This is a genomic window from Ruegeria sp. AF2 (genome assembly GCF_056542025.1).
The window spans coordinates 384,517-406,386 of the sequence record NZ_JBQFZC010000002.1 but is presented as its reverse complement, the minus strand read 5'-3'; the positions used below and the strand labels follow the sequence as shown (position 1 = coordinate 406,386).

20 protein-coding genes are annotated in these 21,870 nt (G+C 56.8%); 10 read left to right on the top strand and 10 right to left on the bottom strand.

The annotated features are described in order from the left end of the window. Positions 1-133: 133 nt before the first annotated feature. From cuyA to hisD, 3 genes are read left to right on the top strand one after another with little or no spacing between them, the layout of a single operon-like run. Positions 134-1,147, top strand: coding sequence for a D-cysteate sulfo-lyase (cuyA, locus tag ACR0NM_RS09555; RefSeq protein ID WP_480614354.1), 1,014 nt, complete (start codon positions 134-136; stop codon positions 1,145-1,147). A 35-nt stretch (positions 1,148-1,182) separates the two neighbouring features. After that, on the top strand, positions 1,183-1,878 hold the full coding sequence (cuyB, locus tag ACR0NM_RS09550) for a cysteate racemase (protein ID WP_170635860.1): 696 nt from the start codon (positions 1,183-1,185) through the stop codon (positions 1,876-1,878). An 8-nt stretch (positions 1,879-1,886) separates the two neighbouring features. Then, a complete protein-coding gene (hisD, locus tag ACR0NM_RS09545; RefSeq protein WP_480614351.1) occupies positions 1,887-3,161 on the top strand; it encodes a histidinol dehydrogenase in 1,275 nt (424 codons plus the stop codon). 33 nt (positions 3,162-3,194) lie between these two features. On the opposite strand, the gene ACR0NM_RS09540 is transcribed toward hisD, so the two are convergent. The 5 genes from ACR0NM_RS09540 to ACR0NM_RS09520 are packed head-to-tail and all read right to left on the bottom strand — an operon-like array spanning position 3,195 to position 8,013. Then, complete coding sequence (locus ACR0NM_RS09540) at positions 3,195-4,661, bottom strand: aldehyde dehydrogenase (RefSeq protein WP_480614349.1); 1,467 nt, start codon at positions 4,659-4,661, stop codon at positions 3,195-3,197. Positions 4,662-4,670: 9 nt separating this feature from the next. After that, the gene (locus ACR0NM_RS09535) at positions 4,671-5,708 is read right to left on the bottom strand and encodes an LLM class flavin-dependent oxidoreductase (RefSeq protein WP_170561567.1); all 1,038 of its coding nucleotides are present in this window, start codon (positions 5,706-5,708) and stop codon (positions 4,671-4,673) included. 1 nt (position 5,709) lies between these two features. Continuing rightward, a complete protein-coding gene (locus ACR0NM_RS09530; protein WP_480614345.1) occupies positions 5,710-6,630 on the bottom strand; it encodes a flavin reductase in 921 nt (306 codons plus the stop codon). Then, positions 6,627-7,439 carry an alpha/beta fold hydrolase gene (locus ACR0NM_RS09525; protein ID WP_480562047.1) on the bottom strand — a complete coding sequence of 271 codons (813 nt, stop codon included), beginning with the start codon at positions 7,437-7,439 and terminating at the stop codon, positions 6,627-6,629. Before ACR0NM_RS09525 ends, ACR0NM_RS09530 begins: the two co-directional genes overlap by 4 nt. Further along, on the bottom strand, positions 7,411-8,013 hold the full coding sequence (locus tag ACR0NM_RS09520) for an amino acid synthesis family protein (protein WP_223118490.1): 603 nt from the start codon (positions 8,011-8,013) through the stop codon (positions 7,411-7,413). The genes ACR0NM_RS09525 and ACR0NM_RS09520 overlap by 29 nt, the downstream gene beginning before the upstream one ends. A 102-nt stretch (positions 8,014-8,115) precedes the next feature. Between ACR0NM_RS09520 and ACR0NM_RS09515 the strand changes: the two genes are divergently transcribed. Together ACR0NM_RS09515 and ACR0NM_RS09510 are read left to right on the top strand one after the other, a co-directional pair. Beyond that, positions 8,116-8,802: a GntR family transcriptional regulator gene (locus ACR0NM_RS09515; RefSeq protein WP_170422879.1), complete on the top strand. Its 687-nt coding sequence runs from the start codon at positions 8,116-8,118 to the stop codon at positions 8,800-8,802. Between the two features lie 100 nt (positions 8,803-8,902). Then, a complete protein-coding gene (locus ACR0NM_RS09510) occupies positions 8,903-9,877 on the top strand; it encodes a LysR family transcriptional regulator (protein ID WP_170422881.1) in 975 nt (324 codons plus the stop codon). Positions 9,878-9,891: 14 nt separating this feature from the next. Here ACR0NM_RS09510 and ACR0NM_RS09505 read toward each other — a convergent pair whose 3' ends face one another. Further along, positions 9,892-11,409, bottom strand: a complete 1,518-nt coding sequence (locus tag ACR0NM_RS09505) for a trimethylamine methyltransferase family protein (protein ID WP_170561577.1) — start codon at positions 11,407-11,409, stop codon at positions 9,892-9,894. Positions 11,410-11,598: 189 nt separating this feature from the next. Between ACR0NM_RS09505 and ACR0NM_RS09500 the strand changes: the two genes are divergently transcribed. Further along, positions 11,599-14,034 carry a GcvT family protein gene (locus ACR0NM_RS09500; protein ID WP_480614341.1) on the top strand — a complete coding sequence of 812 codons (2,436 nt, stop codon included), beginning with the start codon at positions 11,599-11,601 and terminating at the stop codon, positions 14,032-14,034. Between the two features lie 8 nt (positions 14,035-14,042). Here the strand turns inward: ACR0NM_RS09500 and ACR0NM_RS09495 are convergent, their stop codons facing one another. Next, on the bottom strand, positions 14,043-14,960 hold the full coding sequence (locus tag ACR0NM_RS09495; protein WP_170512003.1) for a GlxA family transcriptional regulator: 918 nt from the start codon (positions 14,958-14,960) through the stop codon (positions 14,043-14,045). Positions 14,961-15,055: 95 nt separating this feature from the next. On the opposite strand from ACR0NM_RS09495, the gene ACR0NM_RS09490 reads away from it, so the two are divergent. The 4 genes from ACR0NM_RS09490 to ACR0NM_RS09475 all read left to right on the top strand — a co-directional run bounded on the left by ACR0NM_RS09490 (position 15,056) and on the right by ACR0NM_RS09475 (position 19,751). Then, positions 15,056-16,216: an acyl-CoA dehydrogenase family protein gene (locus tag ACR0NM_RS09490; RefSeq protein WP_170512005.1), complete on the top strand. Its 1,161-nt coding sequence runs from the start codon at positions 15,056-15,058 to the stop codon at positions 16,214-16,216. Positions 16,217-16,223: 7 nt separating this feature from the next. Beyond that, positions 16,224-18,239 (top strand): acetate--CoA ligase family protein, encoded by a 2,016-nt coding sequence (locus tag ACR0NM_RS09485; protein ID WP_480614338.1) that lies wholly within the window; start codon positions 16,224-16,226, stop codon positions 18,237-18,239. A gap of 3 nt (positions 18,240-18,242) precedes the next feature. Next, positions 18,243-19,022, top strand: coding sequence for a carnitinyl-CoA dehydratase (locus ACR0NM_RS09480; RefSeq protein WP_480614336.1), 780 nt, complete (start codon positions 18,243-18,245; stop codon positions 19,020-19,022). A gap of 147 nt (positions 19,023-19,169) precedes the next feature. Further along, complete coding sequence (locus ACR0NM_RS09475; RefSeq protein ID WP_480614333.1) at positions 19,170-19,751, top strand: helix-turn-helix domain-containing protein; 582 nt, start codon at positions 19,170-19,172, stop codon at positions 19,749-19,751. A gap of 14 nt (positions 19,752-19,765) precedes the next feature. Here the strand turns inward: ACR0NM_RS09475 and ACR0NM_RS09470 are convergent, their stop codons facing one another. Genes ACR0NM_RS09470 through ACR0NM_RS09460 form a run of 3 tightly spaced genes read right to left on the bottom strand, consistent with a single transcriptional unit; the run spans position 19,766 to position 21,824 of the window. Further along, positions 19,766-20,563 (bottom strand): metal ABC transporter permease, encoded by a 798-nt coding sequence (locus tag ACR0NM_RS09470; RefSeq protein ID WP_480568579.1) that lies wholly within the window; start codon positions 20,561-20,563, stop codon positions 19,766-19,768. Further along, on the bottom strand, positions 20,563-21,309 hold the full coding sequence (locus ACR0NM_RS09465; protein ID WP_170611711.1) for a metal ABC transporter ATP-binding protein: 747 nt from the start codon (positions 21,307-21,309) through the stop codon (positions 20,563-20,565). The genes ACR0NM_RS09470 and ACR0NM_RS09465 overlap by 1 nt, the downstream gene beginning before the upstream one ends. A 2-nt stretch (positions 21,310-21,311) precedes the next feature. Beyond that, a complete protein-coding gene (locus tag ACR0NM_RS09460; RefSeq protein WP_480614330.1) occupies positions 21,312-21,824 on the bottom strand; it encodes a Fur family transcriptional regulator in 513 nt (170 codons plus the stop codon). Between the last annotated feature and the right edge of the window lie 46 nt (positions 21,825-21,870).

Below are 21,870 nucleotides of genomic sequence, written 5' to 3'. Positions count from 1 at the left end.
TCCGCTGTGATTAGGCCTGACCTTGCGGCTTGAATACAGGCGGCATTCTAAACCCAGAAACCTACCCAGCGGCACATGTTGGCAAGACCTACCGGTCTTGAACCATGTGCCGGGCCCAGATCAGGACAGTTTGATGCATCTTTCCCGTTTTCCCCGTGTTTTTCTTGCCCATCTGCCAACACCGCTTGAACGGATGGATCGTATGTCCGAGGCTCTGGGAATCGATCTGTGGATCAAGCGAGACGACTGCACCGGCATGTCGACGGGTGGCAACAAGACCCGCAAACTAGAGTTTCTGTTCGGCGAAGCGCTCGAACAAGGCGCAGACATGGTGATGACGCAAGGGGCAACGCAATCGAACCATGCGCGTCAAACCGCTGCATTCGCTGCCCGGCTGGGTTTGAAATGTCATATCCTACTGGAAGACCGCACCAGCTATAACAACGCCAACTACAACAACAATGGCAATGTCCTGCTGGATCATCTGCATGGCGCAACCACCGAGAAGTTTCCCGGCGGCCACGACATGCCCGCCGAGATGGAGCGTTCGGCCGCGAAGAAGCGTGAAGAAGGTCACAACGTTTATGTCATTCCGGGCGGAGGCTCGAACCCGACCGGAGCGCTTGGCTATTTGAACTGCGCGCTAGAGCTTGTGAGCCAAGCCAATAACGCCGGTCTCAAAATCGATCGCGTGGTGCATGCGACGGGCTCCTCGGGCACGCAAGCCGGGCTGGTCACCGGGCTTTGCGCCATGAATACGGGCATTCCGGTTCTTGGCATTGGCACCCGCGCGCCGCAGCCCAAACAAGAGCAGATGGTCTATGATCTAGCCTGCAACACGGCTGAGAAATTGGGTTGCCCAGACGTGGTGCGGCGCGAGGATGTGATGGCCAATACCGACTATGTAGGCGACGGCTACGGCTTGCCGACCGAAAGCGGCATTGAGGCGATCCGCATGTTTGCCGAACTGGAAGGCATTCTGCTCGACCCGGTCTATTCCGCCAAAGGGGCCGCCGGTCTGATCGATCTGGCGCGCAAGGGCTCGTTCAAGGATGAGCGCGTGGTGTTCTTGCATACCGGAGGCTCGGTTGGCCTGTTCGGTTATGATTTCGCTTTCGATCACACCGACCGCTGGATCAATCTGTAAATCACGGTGATAAGTTCCAGCAAGCAGGTCTTTGCATGAAACCCCGCGTCACCGGCATATTGGGCGGAATGGGCCCCGAGGCGACAATTCTGTTGCAGCAGCGCGTGTTATCCACGGTACAGGCGGCGGATGATGCCGATCACCTGCCACTACTGATTGACATGAACCCACAGGTGCCTTCCCGCATCGCGCACCTGATCGAGGGCAACGGGTCTGATCCCGGGCCGGTTCTGGCCGATATGGCGAGAGGATTGGAGCAATCAGGGGCAACCGCGCTTGCGATGCCTTGTAACACCGCACACCACTATGCGGCGCAGATAGAGGACGCGGTCTCGATCCCCTTTCTGAACATGGTAGACCTGTCCGTGGATCAAGCGTCGCAGCTCCTGCCTTCTGGCAGCCAGGTCGGAATTCTTGCCTCACCAGCGCTGCGAAAGGTCGGAATTTTTGACGCCCCCCTGAACCGCGCTGGATTTACCGCAATCTGGCCCGAGGATGAAGATAGGATGCTCGGCACGATCCGCCACATCAAATCTGAAGGGCCAACCGGCGCTGCACTCAGCACACTTTCCGACGCTGCTAACGCCCTTTCGGGCCGGGGTGCCGCACTTTTGTTTGTGGCCTGCTCCGAATTCTCTCTGCTCACCCGCGACTTACCCAAAAGCGTTCCGATCATCGACACCGTCGATGTTCTGGCGGGCGCTATCCACTCCCACTCTCTGACGCGTTGAGGTTTCCCATGGCCGTCTCATATCTGAAAACCGCCCTGCCCCGCCCCGATGCAGAAAATTCGGATATCCGCGATATCGTCGCAATCATGCTCTCCAATATCGAGCTCGAGGGCGAAGAGGCCGTTCGGCGCTATGCCGGAACGCTCGATGGCTGGACGGGAGAGTTCGTGTTGACTGATGAAGCGCGCAAAGCCGCATGTGACCGCGTGCCTGAACAGGTCAAAGACGACATCCGCTTTGCCCATGCCAATATCCGTCGATTTGCCGAAGCGCAGATGACCACGGTGAGCGAATGCGAGATCGAGGTGATGCCCGGCCTGATCGCAGGTCAGAAACAGATCCCGATCGCTAGTGCGGGATGTTACGTTCCTGGTGGTCGGTATAGCCATATCGCAAGTGCGTTGATGACGATTACCACGGCAAAGGTGGCTGGGGTGTCCCACATCACGGCGGTCTCGCCACCGCGTCCCGGTGCGGGCATCCCTGATGCAATTGTTTATGCGATGGACCTTAGCGGTGCAGATCTGATCCTGAATCTGGGCGGAGTTCAGGGGATTGCTGCGATGGCCCATGGCTTTTTTGGTGCGCGGCCAGCTGATATTCTTGTCGGTCCGGGAAACTCCTATGTCGCCGAGGCGAAACGGATGCTGTTTGGTAAGGTTGGCATCGACATGTTTGCAGGTCCAACCGATACCTTAGTCATTGCCGATCACACAGCATCGATCGAGACTGTCGCCTGGGATCTGGTGAGCCAAGCCGAGCACGGCGTCGATAGCCCTGTCTGGCTGGTCAGCACCGATAAAGCTCTGGCCCAGGGTGTTATCGCGCGCGCCGATGCCCTGATCGAAAGTCTTCCCGAGCCGAACGCTAGTGCAGCGCGCACGGCATGGCGCGACCGGGCCGAGATCATTCTTTGCGACAGCCGCGACGAGGCTGCCAGGGTCGCCAATAACTACGCGCCCGAACATCTGCAGGTGATCGCCGAGGACCTGGATTGGTGGCTGGACCAACTGACCACCTATGGATCGCTGTTTCTGGGTGCCGAAACAACAGTGCCCTTCGGCGACAAGACGTCCGGGCCAAATCATGTTTTGCCAACAAGCGGAGCGGCCCGATATACCGGCGGTCTGTCAGTGCATAAATTCACCAAAACGGTGACTTGGCAGCGCTGCACAGCGCAAGCCTCGCACGAGCTTGCTGAACGCACTGCCAGGATCAGTCGGATGGAAGGCATGGAAGGCCACGCACGCGCGGCAGAGATGCGATTGTCTAAAGTGTGCTAAATCTGGCCCAAGGATCCTGTTGATTGGTCAGATTCACCGCATCACGAACGGATCGGGGATCGGATCGTCGCTTGTGCGCAACCAGACCGATTTGACCCGTGTGTAATCAAGCGCCGCCTGTAGGCCCCCTTCGCGCCCGTGGCCCGACAGTCCATGACCTCCGAATGGAGCAATCGGGCTGACAGCGCGATATGTGTTAACCCAGACAATGCCAGCCCGAATTCTGCGGATCATTCGATGTGCGCGGGTCAAGTCTTTGGTAAAGACACCCGACGCCAGCCCAAACGCGGTGTTGTTGGCTATTTGTATCGCCTCCGCTTCGGTCCCGAAACTGACGACCGAGAGGATCGGACCAAAGGCTTCGCGCGTCAGACAGGGCGCATCAGGCGCGTCCGTACAATCAATGATTGTCGGTGGAAAATAGTGCCCCTCACGGTCCAAAGGTTGCCCACCCGCTATCACGGTAGCCCCTGCCGAGACGGATTCAGCAACCAAATTTGCCGCTGTCACAAGCTGAGCCTGAGTGCACAGCGGGCCAACTTCGGTCTTTAGGTCATCGGGCGCCCCGATCACGATCTCACCCGCTTTTTCGGTGAGCCGGGCCAGAAACTCATCTTTGATCTTATCAGAGATTACCAATCGCGATCCCGCCACGCAGCTTTGCCCGGTAGCAGCAAAGATCCCCGAAACCTGCGCGTTCACAGCACTTTCGATATCGGCATCTTCGAATACGATGAACGGGGATTTTCCGCCCAGTTCCAACGAAGTCGAAGCGAGGTTTTCAGCCGAGTTGCGCACGATATGGCGCGCGGTTTCCGGGCCGCCTGTAAAGGCAACATGATCGACATCCGGGTGACTGGTCAGAACAGCGCCGCATTCCGGCCCGAAGCCGGTGATGACGTTCAGAACTCCGGGCGGGAAGCCTGCCTGATCGAAAATACGCGCGAATTCCAGCATCGGGGCCGGACCATCTTCGGATGCTTTCAGAACGACTGTGCAACCGGCGGCAAGCGCCGGGCCAATCTTGACCGCAGACAGGAACAGTTGCGAATTCCACGGCACTATGGCGGCCACCACACCAACTGGTTCGCGGCGCAGCCAAACCTCCATGTCGGGCTTGTCGATCGGCAGGTGCGCCCCTTCGATTTTGTCCGCCAATCCGGCATAGTAACGGTAGTAGTCCGCGACATAGGCGATCTGAGCAGAGGTTTCGCGAATGATCTTGCCGGTATCGCGCGTTTCAAGCTCGGCTAAGGTCTGAGCATTTTCGGCGACCAGATCGGCCAGCCGGTACAACAGTTTACCACGCGCCGTTGCTGTCATGGTCGCCCATTCGGGGGCATTCAGCGCTGAACACGCAGCCTTAACCGCGGCGTTCACATCATGTGTTCTGGCCTCAGGCATTTTCGCCCAAACGGTGCCCGTCGCGGGATCAAGGCTGTCGAAATGCGCGGTCCCATCCGAAAACGTGCCGCCGATATAGTGCTGAAACTGCCGCATTTTCTCTCCTTAGGCGAAGGCGGGCATGACGTCCGCAATGAACCGCTCAAGCGAGGCTTTCTTGCGCTCAAAGCTCATCCCACTGTCGATCCAGAAAGAATACTCATCATATCCAAGATCGCTATAGCCCTTGAGGCGTTCGATTGCTTTGTCGGGCGTGGCGATCACATTGTCCCGGATCATCGCCTCGGGCGAATAGAAGGGATGGTTAGCGATGTCGTCATCGCTCAGCGTCTGGATCAGACCCTGCGACACAGGGCGTTCGTTTTTGAACCACGCGCCGAAATAGCAATAAAAGCGATTGATCTCTTCCGCCGCGCGACGGGCATCCGCCTCGTCCGAGGCGATGTAGGTGTGGTTCAACAGCATGATTTCGGGGCGCGGGACGTCATGAAATTTGGCGCAAGCGGCATTGAACGTATCCATCAGCCGGGTAATCTCTTCGTCGCCCTGCCACAATGGGGTGACCTGCACGTGACAACCGTTCGATACCGCAAACTCATGACTGTTGGGATCGCGCGCGGCAACCCAGATCGGTGGACCGTTTTGTTGCAGAGGCTTGGGTGAAGATGTGGTTGCCGGGAAAGAATGAAACTCTCCGTCCAGCGCATGATCGCCCTCCCAAAGACCCCGCAATGCCGGGACAAGCTCGCGCATACGCTGGCCTGCCTCCCAGGCGTCCAGCCCCGGCACCATCCGCTCGTATTCATAGCTGTAGGCGCCACGCGCGATGCCCAGATCCAAACGGCCATTCGTGATCATGTCCGTCATTGCGGCCTCTCCGGCCAGCCGGATCGGATGCCAGAACGGAGCGATAACGGTTCCGGTTCCCAGACGCACATTGTTGGTCTGGCGTGCTAGATCGACAATATTCAGGAACGGGTTCGGCGAGATGGTGAAATCCATCCCGTGATGTTCGCCGGTCCAGACCGCATGCATGCCGCCCGCATCAGCGATCTTGGCCAGTTCTATGAAGTTTTCATACAGCTCCTGCTGGTCCTGATCGGGAGAGGTGCGTTCCATATGAACGAAAAGCGAAAACCGCATGTCAGTGACCTCCTCGTGTAATCGGGCGAACCTCGCCGCTGTTCTTGTTTCCGTAGTAAATGCCAAAATCTCCCAGACGGGATTCCTCGGACAATCGTTCTAGCATGGTTCGGGTCGCCGTGTCGGTTATAGTGCCAAAGGATACGACATCCAGCGGGACGAAATTACCTTTCTTCGGCTCACCATCTGCGGCCTGACACAGAAACGCGATGTGTTGACGCTTTTTCTCTGCATCTTCGTAAACCGAATAAACAAAGCCCGGCTCTGCGGTCAGCCCGGTGGCATCGATTAGCTTGTCCAATGCAGCCGAAACGCCCTCTGATCCAACCGCCACCTCAGGCGGTGCAAGCGCGCCGTCACCGGCATCGATCAACAGAACCTCACCTGCGCGTTCGATCAAGGCTGAGACGATCAGGCCGGTGTCCTGCATCAAGGCGCCAGCCGCTGTTGATGGTGTTACATAGGCCCCCCTGACATATCCGAGACCGGGTGCCGGAGTATTGTCGAAGGCTTTGACCTCGCCGATCAGGATCACATGATCCCCCGCTTCGACGGTTTTGTGCATAGCGCAGTCAAACCAGGCCGACGACCCATCGATCAACGGCGATCCCGCAGGTCCACGCCGCCACTCGACGCTGGCAAACCGGTCTTCGACGGGCCGGGCAAAGGTATTGGATATCTCGATCTGTGTCTCTGACAGGATATTGACGGCAAACCCGTCTGCGGCAATCAATGCTTCATAGTTCTTTGAACTGTTGGCGAGACAAACCAGCACAAGCGGCGGGTCTAGTGAGACGGATGTGAACGAGTTCGCGGTAAATCCGATCGGGTTACCTTGGGTATCATGCGACGTAACCACGGTGACGCCGGTCATGAACGCTCCAAATGCATTTCGCAGCGTGCGGGGATCAAGCGAGGTCATTGCGCAATCCTTTCTTCGGCGGGCTGGCCGAGCCATTCAACCAGATGCGCTGTTACTTCATCGGGTGCTGTCAAGTTCACCATATGTCGGTGGCCTTGGATCACAACGGCCCGACCGTTTTGAACTGCTGCGGCCATAGCTTGTGACATAGCCGGGGTTGAGTTCGAGTCTCCGTCACCGGTGAGCGCCAGAAACGGGCACGAAATCAGATTCATCTTGCTGGCGTAAGTGGCATCGCCCCGCGCAAAAGCGGAATAGGCGATGGCGTAGCCTCGTTGATCCACAGACCCAAGCCACGACGCCACCTGCGCACGGGCAGCCAGATCACCCGGACTGTCACCAAACCAGCGCGACAACGGCGTTTCCAGATCAACTCGACCCGCGCTGATTTCTGCGGCCCGTTGGATGACTGCGGCGCGGGCTGAGGCATCGCGACAGAAGACGCCGTTCAGCATAGCAACACGGCTAGTGATATCGGGATACTCTGCCGCAAAGCCGGCGGCAATCAGTGCCCCCATTGAATGACCGATGATCGCGACCGGAGCCAGATTCAATGCGTCGACAACATCATGTATCCAGCCGACAAAATCCGGCAATTGGCTTCCAGATAGCAGACGGTCACTGCCTCCATGCCCCGGCAGATCAACCGCAATTACACGGCAATGCTGGCTCAGCGTGTCAAACTGAGGGCCCCAGGCCGCAGATTGCATGCCTACGCCATGGATCATAAAGACCGGTTGCCCTTCGCCCGCCTCTCTGAACGCGACTGATCGGCCCGAGTTAGACAGCTGCAGGGTTGTCAACGTCATGACCAAGTTCCTCGATGTCCCGATAGCGATCCCCGATCCGGTGGTGCGGCCGCCCTCCAATCGATGCACCCAGTGCAATCAGAATCTCATCTGCCGCAGGTGCATCTGCGACCGAAGTCTGGATCGTAAGGTAGTGAGAGCGACGACCCCCATCATGTTTGTCCATCAAGGGGATCAGCAGCGGCGCATTGGCAGGGCCGCGCGTATTGCAGAAGGAAAGGTAGGATTTCGCGCCGACTGCTTTGCGATAATGATTGCCAAAATGCAGCGTGTGGATCAGGGCCGACGCATGCTCGACCTCTCCGTTCAAGCCCACAATCGCGGATTTTCCATAGGCTTCGACCCGGTCGCCGCCACCTGAAGCATCCAAAATCATTTTGGTCAGCAACTCCCCCAATCCGGGGGCGCAATCGCGGATCGCGGGGCCAAGATCTTCGACAAAACCCTGACCAGCCCAAGGGTTCCGAATGACAGCTATTGCGGCAATTAGCTTCAGCGGAGTGTCCGCCAACTTACCACCCTCGATCAGAGTGTCTTCGACATGCAGAAGCGTTTTTCGAATTTCGGCGGACATGGTGATTCCTTTGGCAAGCCTTTGGTCGAGAATATGGTATACCATAATACGATATGTCAATCATACTTGTTCCGGATCCGTACCACAGATATGAAAGCGTCGATGATGAACACCGACTCCACCCTGCAAAAGATCGAAAAAGCACCGCAAACCTTGCGGGATATCGTGCAAGCCCGCCTGCGCGAAGCGATCATCGCCGGGCATTTTGCCCCCGGTGAGCGGCTTGTTGAACGCCCGCTTTGCGATCAGCTTGGTGTCAGCCGCACCGTCATCCGCGAGACGATCCGGTTTCTGGAAGCCGAAGGTTTGGTTGAGATTATCCCCAACCGCGGGCCAATCGTCTCGACCCTCAGCTGGGACCAAGCGCAGCAAATCTATGACATCCGCTTACAGCTAGAAGGCTCAGCCGCCGCCGCCTGTGCACAAGCGCATGAGACAGGTTTCGCAAACGATCTGGGCAAGGCATTGAAAGCAGTGGGCGCGGCGCAGAATGACACCGAATGGTCAAATCTGCTACAGGCCACAACTCGCTTCTATGAACTGATTTTTCTACAGGCTGGGCACAGCATCGCCTGGGATGTCGTGCAACGTCTGAACGGCCGGATCAGCCGCCTGCGGGCCTTGACCCTCGCAGCGCGGAATCGAGAGCGTTCTGGGATGAGCCACATGACTGCAATCCATGATGCCATCCTCAGTGGTGATCCTGCCAAAGCCCGAAAAGCAGTCGAAAGCCATATCGCGGATGCTGCACAGACCGCGCGCGGCTTTTTGGAAAGCTCTGAAACCTGAGTGCTCGGCAATTGAGCCAGAATTCCAAGATTCTGATATCAAAGCTCTCATTATCTGCGTAGATTTGCCGGGAATGCCCTGATCTCACGAAAGCACCGGAATGCCGCGTCAGTCTACTCCGAAAGACCTCAGCCTCAAATGGCTGGAACTGTTTCAGATATGCGCGCAGAAAGGGTCGCTGCAGGCGGCCTCAAAGGAAACAGGGCTGACGATAAGCACCGTTTCCCATCACCTGCGCAATCTCGAAGACCATCTGGGCGTTGAGCTGTTCAACCACACCCGCAGACCCATGGTTCTGACCCCAAAGGGCCGGGTCTTCCTGCGCAATATCGACGATGCGCTGCACCTGATCCGAAAGGCCAAGGCCGAAGCGTCTGCAGGAAGCATCACCGAGGCCAGCTATCTGCGTTTCGGCACGATCGAAGACTTCGACAGCGACATAATTCCAGAGCTGGCGGTCTATCTATTCGCGAATATGCCCGCCTGTGATTTCATGTACCACACGGATTCCAGCCACGCGATTATCGACATGCTGCGCGACAGGCAGTTGGATCTGGGGATTTCCACTACTCCTAGCGAACGTATGCGCGATCTGCAGGATCGCCCCCTTCTGCGCGATCCATTTGTGATCGTTTTGCCTGCGGTGAGTGACAAGTCTTTGCAAGACATTGTTGAGGGTCGAACTAAATTGCCGTTTCTACGATATTCCAGCAATCTGATCATCGCGCGCCAGATCGAGTCCCAATTACGCCGGATGGGGATTTCGTCCTCTCACAGGTTTGAATGCAGCAACAATCAGACGTTGATGTCGATGGTGTCCTCCGGTGCGGGTTGGACCATCACGACGCCGCTGCTGTATTCTCGGGCAAAGCGGTTCCAATCAAAGCTGTGCATGCACCCGTTTCCGGGCAAGAGCTTTGCACGCACACTGGCGCTGGTCGCGACGCCGGATTGTTCAAGATCAGTGATTGAGCTTGTGGATGCCAAAACCCGATCACTGATCAATGACCGCATCATTTCACCACTGCGCGATGATACCCCGTGGCTGACGGATAGTTTCAAACTTATCGAATAGCACTGGATCAGCCTTCAAAGAATGTTGAAGCGATCTCGGATTTGCCGATCCTGTTCGTCTGACAGGTATCTTGGCGTATGGGTCTGCAAAATTTCTTGCGCCCGATGTCGCGCGCGGCTCCAGGCATCTTGCGCTCCGTTTTCTGCCCAGGTTCGCGGCTCGTCCCTGTCTGCGAGTGAGGGATAAAAGTAATCCCGTTCCATGGCCGCAAAAGTATGCTGACCACCCAGAAAATGGCCCTCGCCCAGAACTGCTTCGCAGATCGCGTCAAAGCCCAGATTCTCGTGTGTCACCTCTATGCCCCTCAAAGCGCGGTAGGTGTACGAGTGCATCTCATCATCCAGCACGAACGCCTCAAAACTTGCACCCAGCAACGAGGCCGTCATGCCCGAGCTTTCATATATCAGATTACCACCTGCCAGCGCTGCCGCCATTGAGGTCAGTCCCTTTTCCATCCCGTATTGAGCGTCGATCGCCTTGGCATCAGACATCGAACAGGCCACACCTGAAGGCAGCCCAAGCCAATTTGATAATTGTGCTGATGCTGCATTCAGGACAGCCGTCTCTCCGCTGCCACCTGAGAACGCGCCGGTCCGAAGGTCAATCACCAGTGGCCAATTCGAAAAGACCATAGGAAACCCGGGCTGGATCGCGTGGACCATTACTAGACTCGCAAGAGTTTCTGCCAATGACTGCGCCAGAAAACCAGCCAAGGTCGCTGGTGCAGTCGCGCCGGCCTGAGCAGCGGTGATGCAAGAAATCGGAATATTGTGTTCGATGCAGGCGTAGACCACATCCACCGCGTCTTCGCCGTAGCGCATCGGCGAGATCACCGGGCTTATATGTGCTTTCATGAACGGGCGTTTTGCGAATTCACCGGGTCCCCCGGCTGCGATATCCAATATCTCAACAATTGGCGCAACGTGCTGCGCCAATGTAAAAGACGTCGCGGTGGGCTTGGAGGTATTCTTCAACAGCGCATAGACGGTGTTCACATCCAGATCGAAGGTTTCCTCCAGATCGGTTGCAACGCAACAGCGGGTGAACCAGCTGACATTTGGCAAGACATCTTGAAGACGCGTGAAATCATGCAAGTCCTGCAAGGTTGAAGGCCGATAGCGACCACTGCGCAGATCAAGCGTCTGAACCGCCGCCCCTCCGGTTCCGAAATAGACGCGATTACCGCCAACTTCGATGGATCGGGCTGGATCACGCCCGTGCAGAACGAAGGTCTTGGCGGCCTGATCAATCGCCTGTTCCACAAGTTGAGGCGAAAAAAGTATCCTCCCCTCCCCGCTATCTTGCGCCCCAACCGCCAACAAATCAGAACGCAAACGATCCGGCACCTCGCCGATCCCCAGCTTCTCAAGAAGATCCAGAGCTGTGTTGTAAATCCGCTCAAGCTCAACCCCAGTCAAGGGTTTGTAAGTGCCTCCCGGTTGACCTGGCGGACAGGGGTCGAGCGCAGGCTTTTCAGCCCGCTGTGCGATACGTCCTTTTCGACCGGACCTTTTCGCCTGCGGCGCAGCCATTTGTGATCCTCCAACCGCATCAGATTGATCAATTCAACTAAACGCCTAGGGCGAATTTCAACCGCATTCGAATTACTACGAGTTAATGAGCTTTTATTTTCGATTTTTTACGTAACAATATCCAGCCGCTTGTGAACCAACTGACAGAACAGGCTAATCCCCAAAAGACTACCTACCGGAGGGTCCTTGATGAAATCGCGCACTAAAGTGGTCGTCATTGGCGGCGGTATCGCCGGCTGCTCGACTCTGTATCACTTGACCCGTGAAGGTTGGTCCGATGTGGTGCTGGTCGAGCGCGATGAGTTGACCAGCGGCACAACTTGGCATTCGGCCGCGCAGGTGACCAATTTTGGCATGAACCAGACCATGGTTGGTCTGAAGACCCACTCGATCAACCTGTACAAGGAACTGGCCGAGGATCCGGACTATCCTATCAACTACCATCACGGTGACGGCGGCATCCGGCTTGCAAATACGCCTGAGCAGATGCAGGGGTACCATCATTTTGCGTCTATGGCGCGCGGAATGGATGTGCATTTCGAGGTCATAGATGCAGAGGAATGCGCCCGCCGGCACCCGTTGATTTCCACCGACAACCTTCTCGGTGGGCTATGGGATCCGCTAGATGGCGACATCGATCCGGCTCAACTGTGCCAAGCTCTGGCACGCCGTGCGCGCAAAGCCGGGGCCGAGGTATATCGCAATACTCCGGTCACAGGACTGACACAGCACAAGGACGATACCTGGACGGTTCACACGGAACACGGCAATATTGACTGCGATATCGTAGTTAACGCTTGTGGTTATCGGGTCAACGAAGTGGGCGCGATGATGGGCGTGCACCACCCTGTCGCTTCGATGGAGCATCAGTATTTTCTGACAGAAGAAATCGCAACGATCCGCGACGCAGGCCATCGGATGCCCCTGCTGCGCTGTCCGATCAGCGACTATTATTGTCGGCAGGAGAAGAACGGCTTGCTGGTCGGCTTCTACGAGCAGGATTGCAAAACCTGGGGCATGGACGGGATCGATCCGAATTTTGTGAACGCGCTGTGCCCTGACGATCTGGACCGCGTGACGGATGTGCTGGAAGGTGCCTTCGCACGCATGCCTGCACTGATGGATGTCGGCATTCATACAGTGGTGAATGGTCCGATCACCTACACAATTGACGGCGCACCTTTGGTCGGGCCAATCCCCGGAAAGCGCAATGCTTTCTGCATCATCGGTCTGCGCGCGGGTTTGGGCGAAGGGGGTGGCCATGGCTGGCTGCTGGCCCAACAGATCGTTCACGGCGAGGCCTGTTATGACACGTGGTGCCTTGATCCGCGTCGGTTTACCGGCCACACAAATGTGGAGCTGACCGCGCTGAAAGCCATCGAAGATTACCAGAATGAATTCCGCTTTCATTTCCCGCACGAACACCGGCCTGCCGGTCGCCCCGCCAAAACCACACCGCTGACCCCGATCCTCGCAGCAGAAGGGGCTGAATTTACAGTGGTCAACGGTTGGGAGCGGGTCGACTACATCAAGCCTGCGCCTGATTTTCAACCAACGCTGAGTTTCAGTTTTGGTGAGGCCTTTGACGTCGTCGCGGCGGAAATCAGAAACCTTCAGGAAAATGTCGGACTGGCCGAAGTGAACGGCTTCAACCGGCTGGAAATCACCGGAACCGATCGGCATCGGTTTCTGGATCGGATGATGTGCGGCGCGGTGACAAAACGCGACGGGCGGGTCGGCCTTGGTTATCTGCTGAACCACCACGGGATGGTCAAAGCCGAGGCCACCATCGCCAACCTGCCCGCGAGTGATCGCGGCCCGGCACGGGTCTGGTACGGGTCCGCCGCCGCCAGCGAATACCATGATATGGACTGGCTAAAGGCGCATCTGCATGATGGCGAAGATGTGCAAATCCGCTCACTCACCAATGATCAGACAATATTAGTGCTGGCCGGACCCAAATCGCGCGACGTGCTGTCCGCTTGTGCTCGAGGAGACTGGTCGCGAGAAGCTTTTCCCTGGCTGTCAGTTCGCGAGTGTTTTGTCGGGTTCGCGCCAGCAACTGTATTGAATATCAGCTTCTCAGGGGAACTGGCCTACGAGATACATGTCCCGAACGCCTCACTATACGCGGCCTATCTGGCGCTCAGAAAAGCTGGCGAGACGCATGACTTGAAATTATTTGGTGCTCGCGCCGTCGAGTCCATGCGGATGGAGAAAGGGTTCTTGCACTGGAAAGCCGATCTGCTCACAGAGTTCGACCCGTTTGAGACCGGTTTGGATCGGTTCGTGAAACTGACCAAAGGCGATTTCATTGGCCGAAACGCGTTGCAGAGACGCCTTGAGAACGGGCCTCAAAAGAAACTGGTAAGCCTGAAAATCGATGCAACCAAAGCACCGGCGCATGGTGGAGCCTCCCTGATGTTGGACGACATGGTTGTTGGTACGATCACGTCAGGTGACTGGGGCCACAGAACAGGGCTAAACCTTGCTTACGGCTTTGTGAATCCGGAATTTTCCGAACCCGGCAGCCGAATGCAACTTGACCTGTGCGGAGAAATGATCGCGGCCGAGGTGATTGCGCCGTCCCCGTATGACCCGGACCTCTCACGCGTGCGAGGCTAATCCCAAAGTTACTCCCCGTTTCGATAGGCTGTTGGTGTCTGCCCGAATTGCATCCGGAACGCCCGCGTCATTGCGCTTGGGTTCTCATACCCGCAGCGGCTGGCGATCTCGGCCACGGACTGCTGGGTCTCGACCGCAAGTTTACGCGCCAAATTCAGACGCAGGCGACGATAGAGCGCCTGCGGTGTTACACCCAGCTCGGACAAAACCCGGGTCTCAATCTTCTTTTGAGAGCACCCGAGCTGACGAGCGATATCCTTTATCATTACTGGCGCATCCAACGTGCCCTGCATGACGCCCAGCACCCGATTCACCAGCCTGTCTTCGGATTTCATCTGTGATGAAGCAGCACTTGGTTCACCACGGTTCATCAGAAGATGCGCCACCTCCATCGACAACAGCGGCCCGTGATCCGCAAGAATCAGAGCAGTCGCCAGATCATAAGCAGCCATCGCGCCTGAACAGGTGATCCGGTCCCGGTCGATCACAAAACGTTCCTGCACGACCTCGACATCGGTAAAATTTTCTTCGAACCGGGAAAGTTCATCCCAGTGAATGGTCGCGCGATACCCTTCCAACAGTCCCGCACGCGCGAGCAACCAACTCCCTGTGTCCAGACCAGCCAGTTTGCGATGACGGGTTGCGGCCCTGCGCAAAGCGCGATGAGTATCGGGAACCGAGTGTTCCAGATACCCATAAGACGGCATGACAACCAAAGCATCACCCGCCTCAATGCCCATCGCTCCATGCGGCGCGACCTGCAACCCGCTGGAGCTTTGGACTGGCGCACCATGGGGTGAATAAAACTGCCAGGCATAGAGATCCTGCCCCGCCAAAGTGTTCGCCGCGCGCAATGGCTCAACCATGTTGGCGAGGCAAAGGTTCGAGAACCCGTCGAACAGCAAAAAGTTATAGATCTGGATCAAATTTTTCTAACTCGGCATGATATCGTACGATTACTGCATGTCATTGCGTCAGGCAATTACGTTTCATTGCCAATCAGACATCAGGGGAACGCGTCATGCAATTTGGCTTAACCGAAGAACAGGAAATGATCGTCTCAACAGTGCGGAGCTTTGTTGAGAACGAGATTTACCCCCACGAAGCTGAGGTCGAACGCACCGGACAGGTGCCGCAAGAGCTGGGAGACGAAATCAAGCGGAAATGCATCGAACTGGGGTTTTATGCCTGTAACTTCCCCGAAGAAGTTGGTGGCGCAGGTCTCTCGCATCTTGATTTCACTCTTGTCGAACGCGAGCTCGGCCGAGGTTCGATGGCATTGACCCATTTCTTCGGTCGTCCGCAGAATATCCTGATGGCCTGCAACGCCGACCAGCGTGAACGCTATTTGTTGCCTGCCGTGCGTGGCGAAAAGATGGATGCTCTGGCTATGACCGAACCTGACGCGGGTTCAGATGTTCGGGGCATGAAATGTCAGGCCGTTCGCGATGGCGGTGACTGGGTCGTCAACGGTTCGAAACACTTCATCTCGGGCGCGGAGCACGCGGATTTCTTCATCGTATTCATCGCAACAGGTGTGGATGAAACTCCCAAGGGCCCCAAAAAACGGATCACTACATTCCTCGTAGATCGTGGCACGCCGGGTTTTGAAGTGCGCGAGGGGTACAACTCAGTCAGCCACAAAGGCTATAAGAACTATATCCTGTATTTTGACAATTGCCGCCTGCCCGATGAACAGGTTCTGGGCGAGGTCGATGGCGGTTTCGCCGTGATGAACGAGTGGCTCTATGCAACGCGCCTGACGGTTGCTGCTTTTTCGGTCGGGCGCGCGCGGCGCTGTTTTGATTACGCACTGAACTACGCGGCTGAGCGCAAGCAATTCGGCCAGCCAATCGGCAAGTTTCAGGGTGTTGGCTTTCAGATCGCTGACATGATCACCGAGATCGACGCTGCCGACTGGCTGACGCTCGCGGCCGCATGGCGTCTGGATCAGGACTTGCCCTCAAATCGCGAGATTGCCTCGGCCAAGCTTTATGCTTCGGAAATGCTGGCAAAGGTCACGGATACGACGCTGCAAATCTATGGTGGCATGGGTCTGATGGACGACTTCCCGATCGAACGGTTCTGGCGGGATGCGCGCGTAGAACGTATCTGGGATGGTACGAGTGAAATCCAGCGGCATATCATCAGTCGTGATCTGCTGCGGCCTCTGGGTGCCTGAGGCCCGAATGAGCAAGGATATCTCCCGTCTTCTACGCCCGGAATCCATCGCGGTGATCGGCGGCGGCGCGTGGTGCCAGCAGGTTATCCTGCAGTCGGAACGCATGGGCTACGCAGGGAAAATCTGGCCTGTTCATCCCAAGGCGGATGAAATTGCCGGGCACAAGGCCTACGCACGGATTGAGGACCTGCCATCGTCCCCGGACGCGGCCTTTGTTGGCATCAATCGTCACGCCACCGTTGAGGCAGTTCAGGTTCTGTCAGACATGGGCAGCGGCGGAGCAGCTTGCTTTGCCTCTGGCTTCTCGGAAGCTGCAGCCGAGGATCAGGCAGGAGGAGATCTGCAATCAGAGTTGATCAATGCAGCAGGCAGCATGCCCATTCTTGGGCCAAACTGCTATGGCTTTATCAATGCGCTTGATGGTGCGCTATTGTGGCCCGATCAGCATGGAGCTGCTCGAGTAGATCGAGGCGTTGCCATTCTGACCCAGAGCTCCAACATCTCGATCAACCTGACTATGCAGAAACGAGCTCTGCCGATTGCCTATATGGTGACTTGCGGGAACATGGCGCAGACCAGTCAGGCTGAGATCGCCATGTCGCTGATCGATGATCCACGGGTCACTGCCGTCGGTTTACATATCGAGGGCTTCAAGGATATCCGCGAATGGGAGGCCCTTGCTGCCAAGGCACATCGGAAAGGCGTGCCTCTGATCGCACTTAAGGTGGGCGCATCCGAACAGGCGCAGGCAGCAACAGTTTCTCATACCGCCTCACTGGCTGGGAGTGATGCGGGTGCGCAGGCTTTGCTAAACCGGCTGGGCATCCCGCGCCTGTCCTCGCTGCCCGAGTTTCTGGAAACCCTGAAATTGTTGCATTGTTATGGGCCTTTGCCGGGGGGCAACATTGCTTCGATCAGCTGCTCGGGCGGCGAGGCCAGCCTGATCGCAGATATGGCGATCGGCACTGGCCTCAGATTTCCAGAACTGTCCAGAGATAAGCAAACCCGATTGCGCGATGCGCTTGGTCCGATGGTCGCACTAAGCAATCCACTCGATTACCACACCTATATCTGGCGCGATGAAGAGGCGATGGCGAACGCTTGGGCCGGGATGACAGGCAACGATCTGGATCTGACCTTCTCGATCGTCGACTACCCGACCACCGATCCAACGGATTGGGCTGCCGCGACGCGCACGGCACTAAAGGTGCGGGCAGAAACGGGCGCGCGCTTCGCAGTGGTTTCTACACTGCCCGAATTGTTCCCTGAAAACACTGCGCAATCCCTGGTAGAAGGCGGTGTAGTTCCCTTCATGGGCCTTCGTGAAGCGCTTGCCGCTACACGCGCGGCGGCTCAAGTCGCCGCGCCTTCGGACACGCCAATCTGCCTGCCGGGCACATTAGATGCCACGCAGACGCTGACCGAAGCCGAGGCGAAGCAGGCTCTGGCCGCGCATGGTTTGCGCATTCCTCAGAACAGGTCTGTCCGAGGCGCCGAAGAAGCCCTAAGCGCGACGCGCGAGATGGAAGCGCCCTTTGCCGTCAAAGGTGTCGGCCTTGCCCACAAGTCCGAACATTCCGCTGTACGATTGAGGGTTCAGGCTGCCGATGTGACAGGTGTGGCAGCGGACATTGGAACTGATGAGATTCTGATCGAAGAGATGATCACGGGTGCGGTGGCTGAAATCCTCGTCGGTGTGGTGCGGGACCCTGCCCATGGCTTTGTGCTGACAATAGGGGCCGGTGGTGTCTTGACCGAAATATTGCGCGATACCACCTCTCTTCTGGTCCCGGCAACATCCGACAGTATTCGCGCTGCTCTCGGCGAACTAAAGATCGCGTCATTGCTGGCAGGCTATCGCGGCCAACCAGCGGCTGATATGGATGAAATCGTTGCCGCCATTCAGGCCGTTCAAGACTATGTAATGCAAAATGCCGAAACGCTCGGCGAGGTCGAAATCAACCCGCTTCTCTGCACGCCCACCCGGGCGGTGGCGGTGGATGCGCTTATCAGAAAGGCCTGAGAAATGGACCCGATCAAGACCCGCCGTGACGGCGCAATTCTCGAAGTGACGCTGGATCGGCCAAAAGCCAATGCCATCGATCTGGCAACCAGCCGGATCATGGGGCAGGTATTTGCCGAATTTCGCGATGATCCCGAGCTGCGCGTCGCTATCTTGACCGGAGCAGGCGAGAAGTTCTTTTGCCCTGGCTGGGACCTGAAAGCCGCAGCCGAAGGCGACGCCGTGGATGGGGATTATGGTGTCGGTGGCTTTGGTGGTTTGCAGGAGTTACGCGATCTGAACAAACCGGTCATCGCGGCCATCAATGGTATTGCCTGTGGTGGCGGGCTCGAGCTTGCGATTTCAGCCGATATGATCCTGGCCGCTGAACACGCAACTTTTGCCCTGCCTGAGATTCGATCCGGAACCGTTGCAGATGCGGCGAGCGTCAAGCTACCCAAACGCATTCCCTACCACATCGCGATGGAGCTATTGCTGACTGGACGCTGGTTCGATGCCGAAGAAGGTCAGCGCTGGGGCTTGGTCAATGAAGTCCTGCCCGCCGATCAACTGATGGATCGTGCCTGGGAATTGGCGCGTCTGCTCGCCTCGGGTCCTCCGCTGGTTTATGCTGCGATCAAAGAGGTCGTGCGCGAAGCTGAAGACAGCAAATTTCAGGACGCCATGAATCGCATCACCAAGCGCCAGCTGCGCACCGTCGATATCCTCTATTCCAGCGAAGATCAGCTTGAAGGCGCAAAAGCCTTCGCTGAAAAACGTGATCCGGTCTGGAAAGGAAAATAAGTTCAAAACACCGCTGCCTTCATCGCATTGGCGCAGTTTTGCGCCAATCGCTCAGCTAAGCTTGTTTTTTGTCAGAAAACACTTTTACTATCCTGCAATTCAGGCCACAGCTACTTTAACTGGAAGAAGGAATGTCAAAGCGGCCCGATGCAGGACAAGAAAACAGAACCAGAACTTGAGATCGGGCGAACCCTGCAGCGTTTGCGACAGGAACGTCAGCTCACGGTGACCGAACTTGCTGCGCAGTCAAAGGTTTCCGCGCCCATGATCAGCCGAATCGAAAATGGTCATGTTTCGCCGTCCCTTAGTACCTTACACGCGTTGGCAGATGCACTATCTGTCTCTCTGATGGCGCTGTTCAGCCATACCGACACGACCTCGGATGTGCATCACGTTCAGGCGGGAACCGGGTTGCCGTCGCGGCGTATCACACCAGACCATGCCCATGACTATCTACTGCTCGGCAAACACAGCGGGCCTAGCGGGTCATTCCAATCCGCACGCATCCGCATCTCAAAACAAGACCAACGCAAGTTGCCTAACTATCAGCACGAAGGCTACGTCTTCATCTACATGATTGAAGGCAGCGCCATCTATGGCTGTGGGACCGAAGAGTTCCAGATGTCAGAAGGTGACACGCTCAGCTTCGACGCCAAGCTCCCACATGGGGTACGGGTCATCCTGTCAGACGAAATTGAATTCTTGACCGTGTCGACGCGACCGCATTGATCTTTGCAGATGCCCTAGGCTCCACGCCGCGTTTGCCATCCGATCAGGCTGAAACACGCGAACACTACTGCAGCAACACAAACAATGGATGGCCCTGCAGGCGTATCAAATATGTAAGCAGCCCGTAGCCCGGCGATTGCGGAAAATGCACCAATCGCCGCCGCAATCAAAGCCATCGCTTCCGGAGATCTGGCCAAACTGCGCGCAGCCGCCGCCGGGATGATCAGCATTGCAGCAATCAGTAGAACACCTACGACCTTTATCGCCACGGCCACTGTAACTGCCAGAGACAGCGTCAGGATCAACTGCTCTCGCTTGGGGTCAAAGCCGCTGGCATAGGCCAGCTCTTCATTCATGGTCGCTGTCAATAGCTGCGACCAGCGCCATACGATCAGGGCCACGACAAGCGCTGCGCCCCCCCAGATCACAACCAGATCGGTGCGTGACACGGCCAGAATATCACCGAAGAGATAGGCCATCAGGTCGATGCGAACACCGGACAGGAAAGATACGGCGACTAGACCGAAGGCAAGTGCAGAATGTGCTAGAACGCCCAGCAGTGTATCCATCGCGTAACCACGTCCGGACAACAGTGTCACGGTAAGTGCCATCGCAAGTGCAACAGCTAGCGCCCCAGTAAAGACGGACAACTGAAACGTCAGCGACAAAGCGACACCCAGGATTGCCGCATGGGCGGTGGCATCCCCGAAATAGGCCATTCGACGCCAGACAACAAAACACCCCAGTGGTGCCGCAGCAAAAGCAACGCCAACACCTGCAAGCGTCGCGCGCGTCATGAAATCATCCAGCATTATTCTGCGGCTTCCTGAGAGGTTTCACAGTGACCGTGATCGTGATCATGGTCGTGATCATGGCGATAAAGGGCCAGTGCGCCTCCGGTACCCGTTCCGAACAGGGCCCGATATTCCGGGGCCGAGGCTACGACTGCGGGGGACCCTTGGCAGCACACATGACCATTGAGGCAGATCACCCTGTCAGACGCGCTCATGACCACGTGCAATTCATGGCTGATCATCAGTATGGCGCATCCGGTTTCACGCCGGACCTCCTCGATCTGACGATAAAACGCCGCCGACCCCGGTTGGTCGAGACCCTGAGTGGCTTCGTCCAAAAGCAGAACGTCGGGCCGATTGATCAACGCTCGCGCCAGCAAAACGCGCTGAAACTGTCCGCCTGACAATTGCGACATTTGGCGCTTTAGCAGATCCGGCACCCCAGCAGTTTCAAGCGCTTCTGTACATTGAAGCCTAGAGACACGCTCCGTCAGACGCATGAATCTTTCCACTGATATCGGCAGGGTCGGATCAATGTGCAGTTTTTGGGGGACATACCCGATTTTTAGCCCAGGCTTCAGTGTAACCTTACCTTCCGCAGGCTTGGTCGCGCCAATGACGGCACGCAACAGGCTGGTCTTTCCCGATCCGTTTGGACCAACGATCGTCACGATTTCACCAGCCTCAATCGTCATGCCGACATGGCGCAGAACGGTATTCGCGCCATAACGCACGCTGAGATTTTCAACGGTGATCAGGGTCATGTCTACGCCTTCTCGGTGCAGTCTGGGCAGAGTCCCTCGGCTTCTACAACGGTTCGCTCGATTTCGAAACCCGCCGCGCGCGCGGCTGCGCCGAGGACGCCATTGGACGGTGCCGACTGAGCTTCGGCGACAGCGTCGCATTTTCTGCAGATCATGAAGGCCGGGGAATGCGACGCTCCGGGACGAGAACAGGCCACAAAGGCGTTCAAACGTTCGATCTTGTGGACGAACCCGTTCTGGACAAGAAAATCAAGCGCGCGATAAGCCACCGGCGGCTGAGAGCCAAAACCGGCTTCGCGCAAACGGTCCAGAATAGCGTATGCCCCGAGCGACTTGTGGTCTTGCAACAGCATTTCAAGAACTTTTCGCCGCACAGGGGTTAGCCGCAACCCTTCTTCCCTGCACCGAGCATCCGCTGTGGCCAACGCCGTTTCGACGCAATTCTTGTGATCATGCTCCTGAAATCCTACCGGCGCATCTTCACCAACCGAAATGGGGTGCATCTCACTTGTCATGTTATACCATATCATATATGCCGCTCGTAACGTTATAAAATCACAC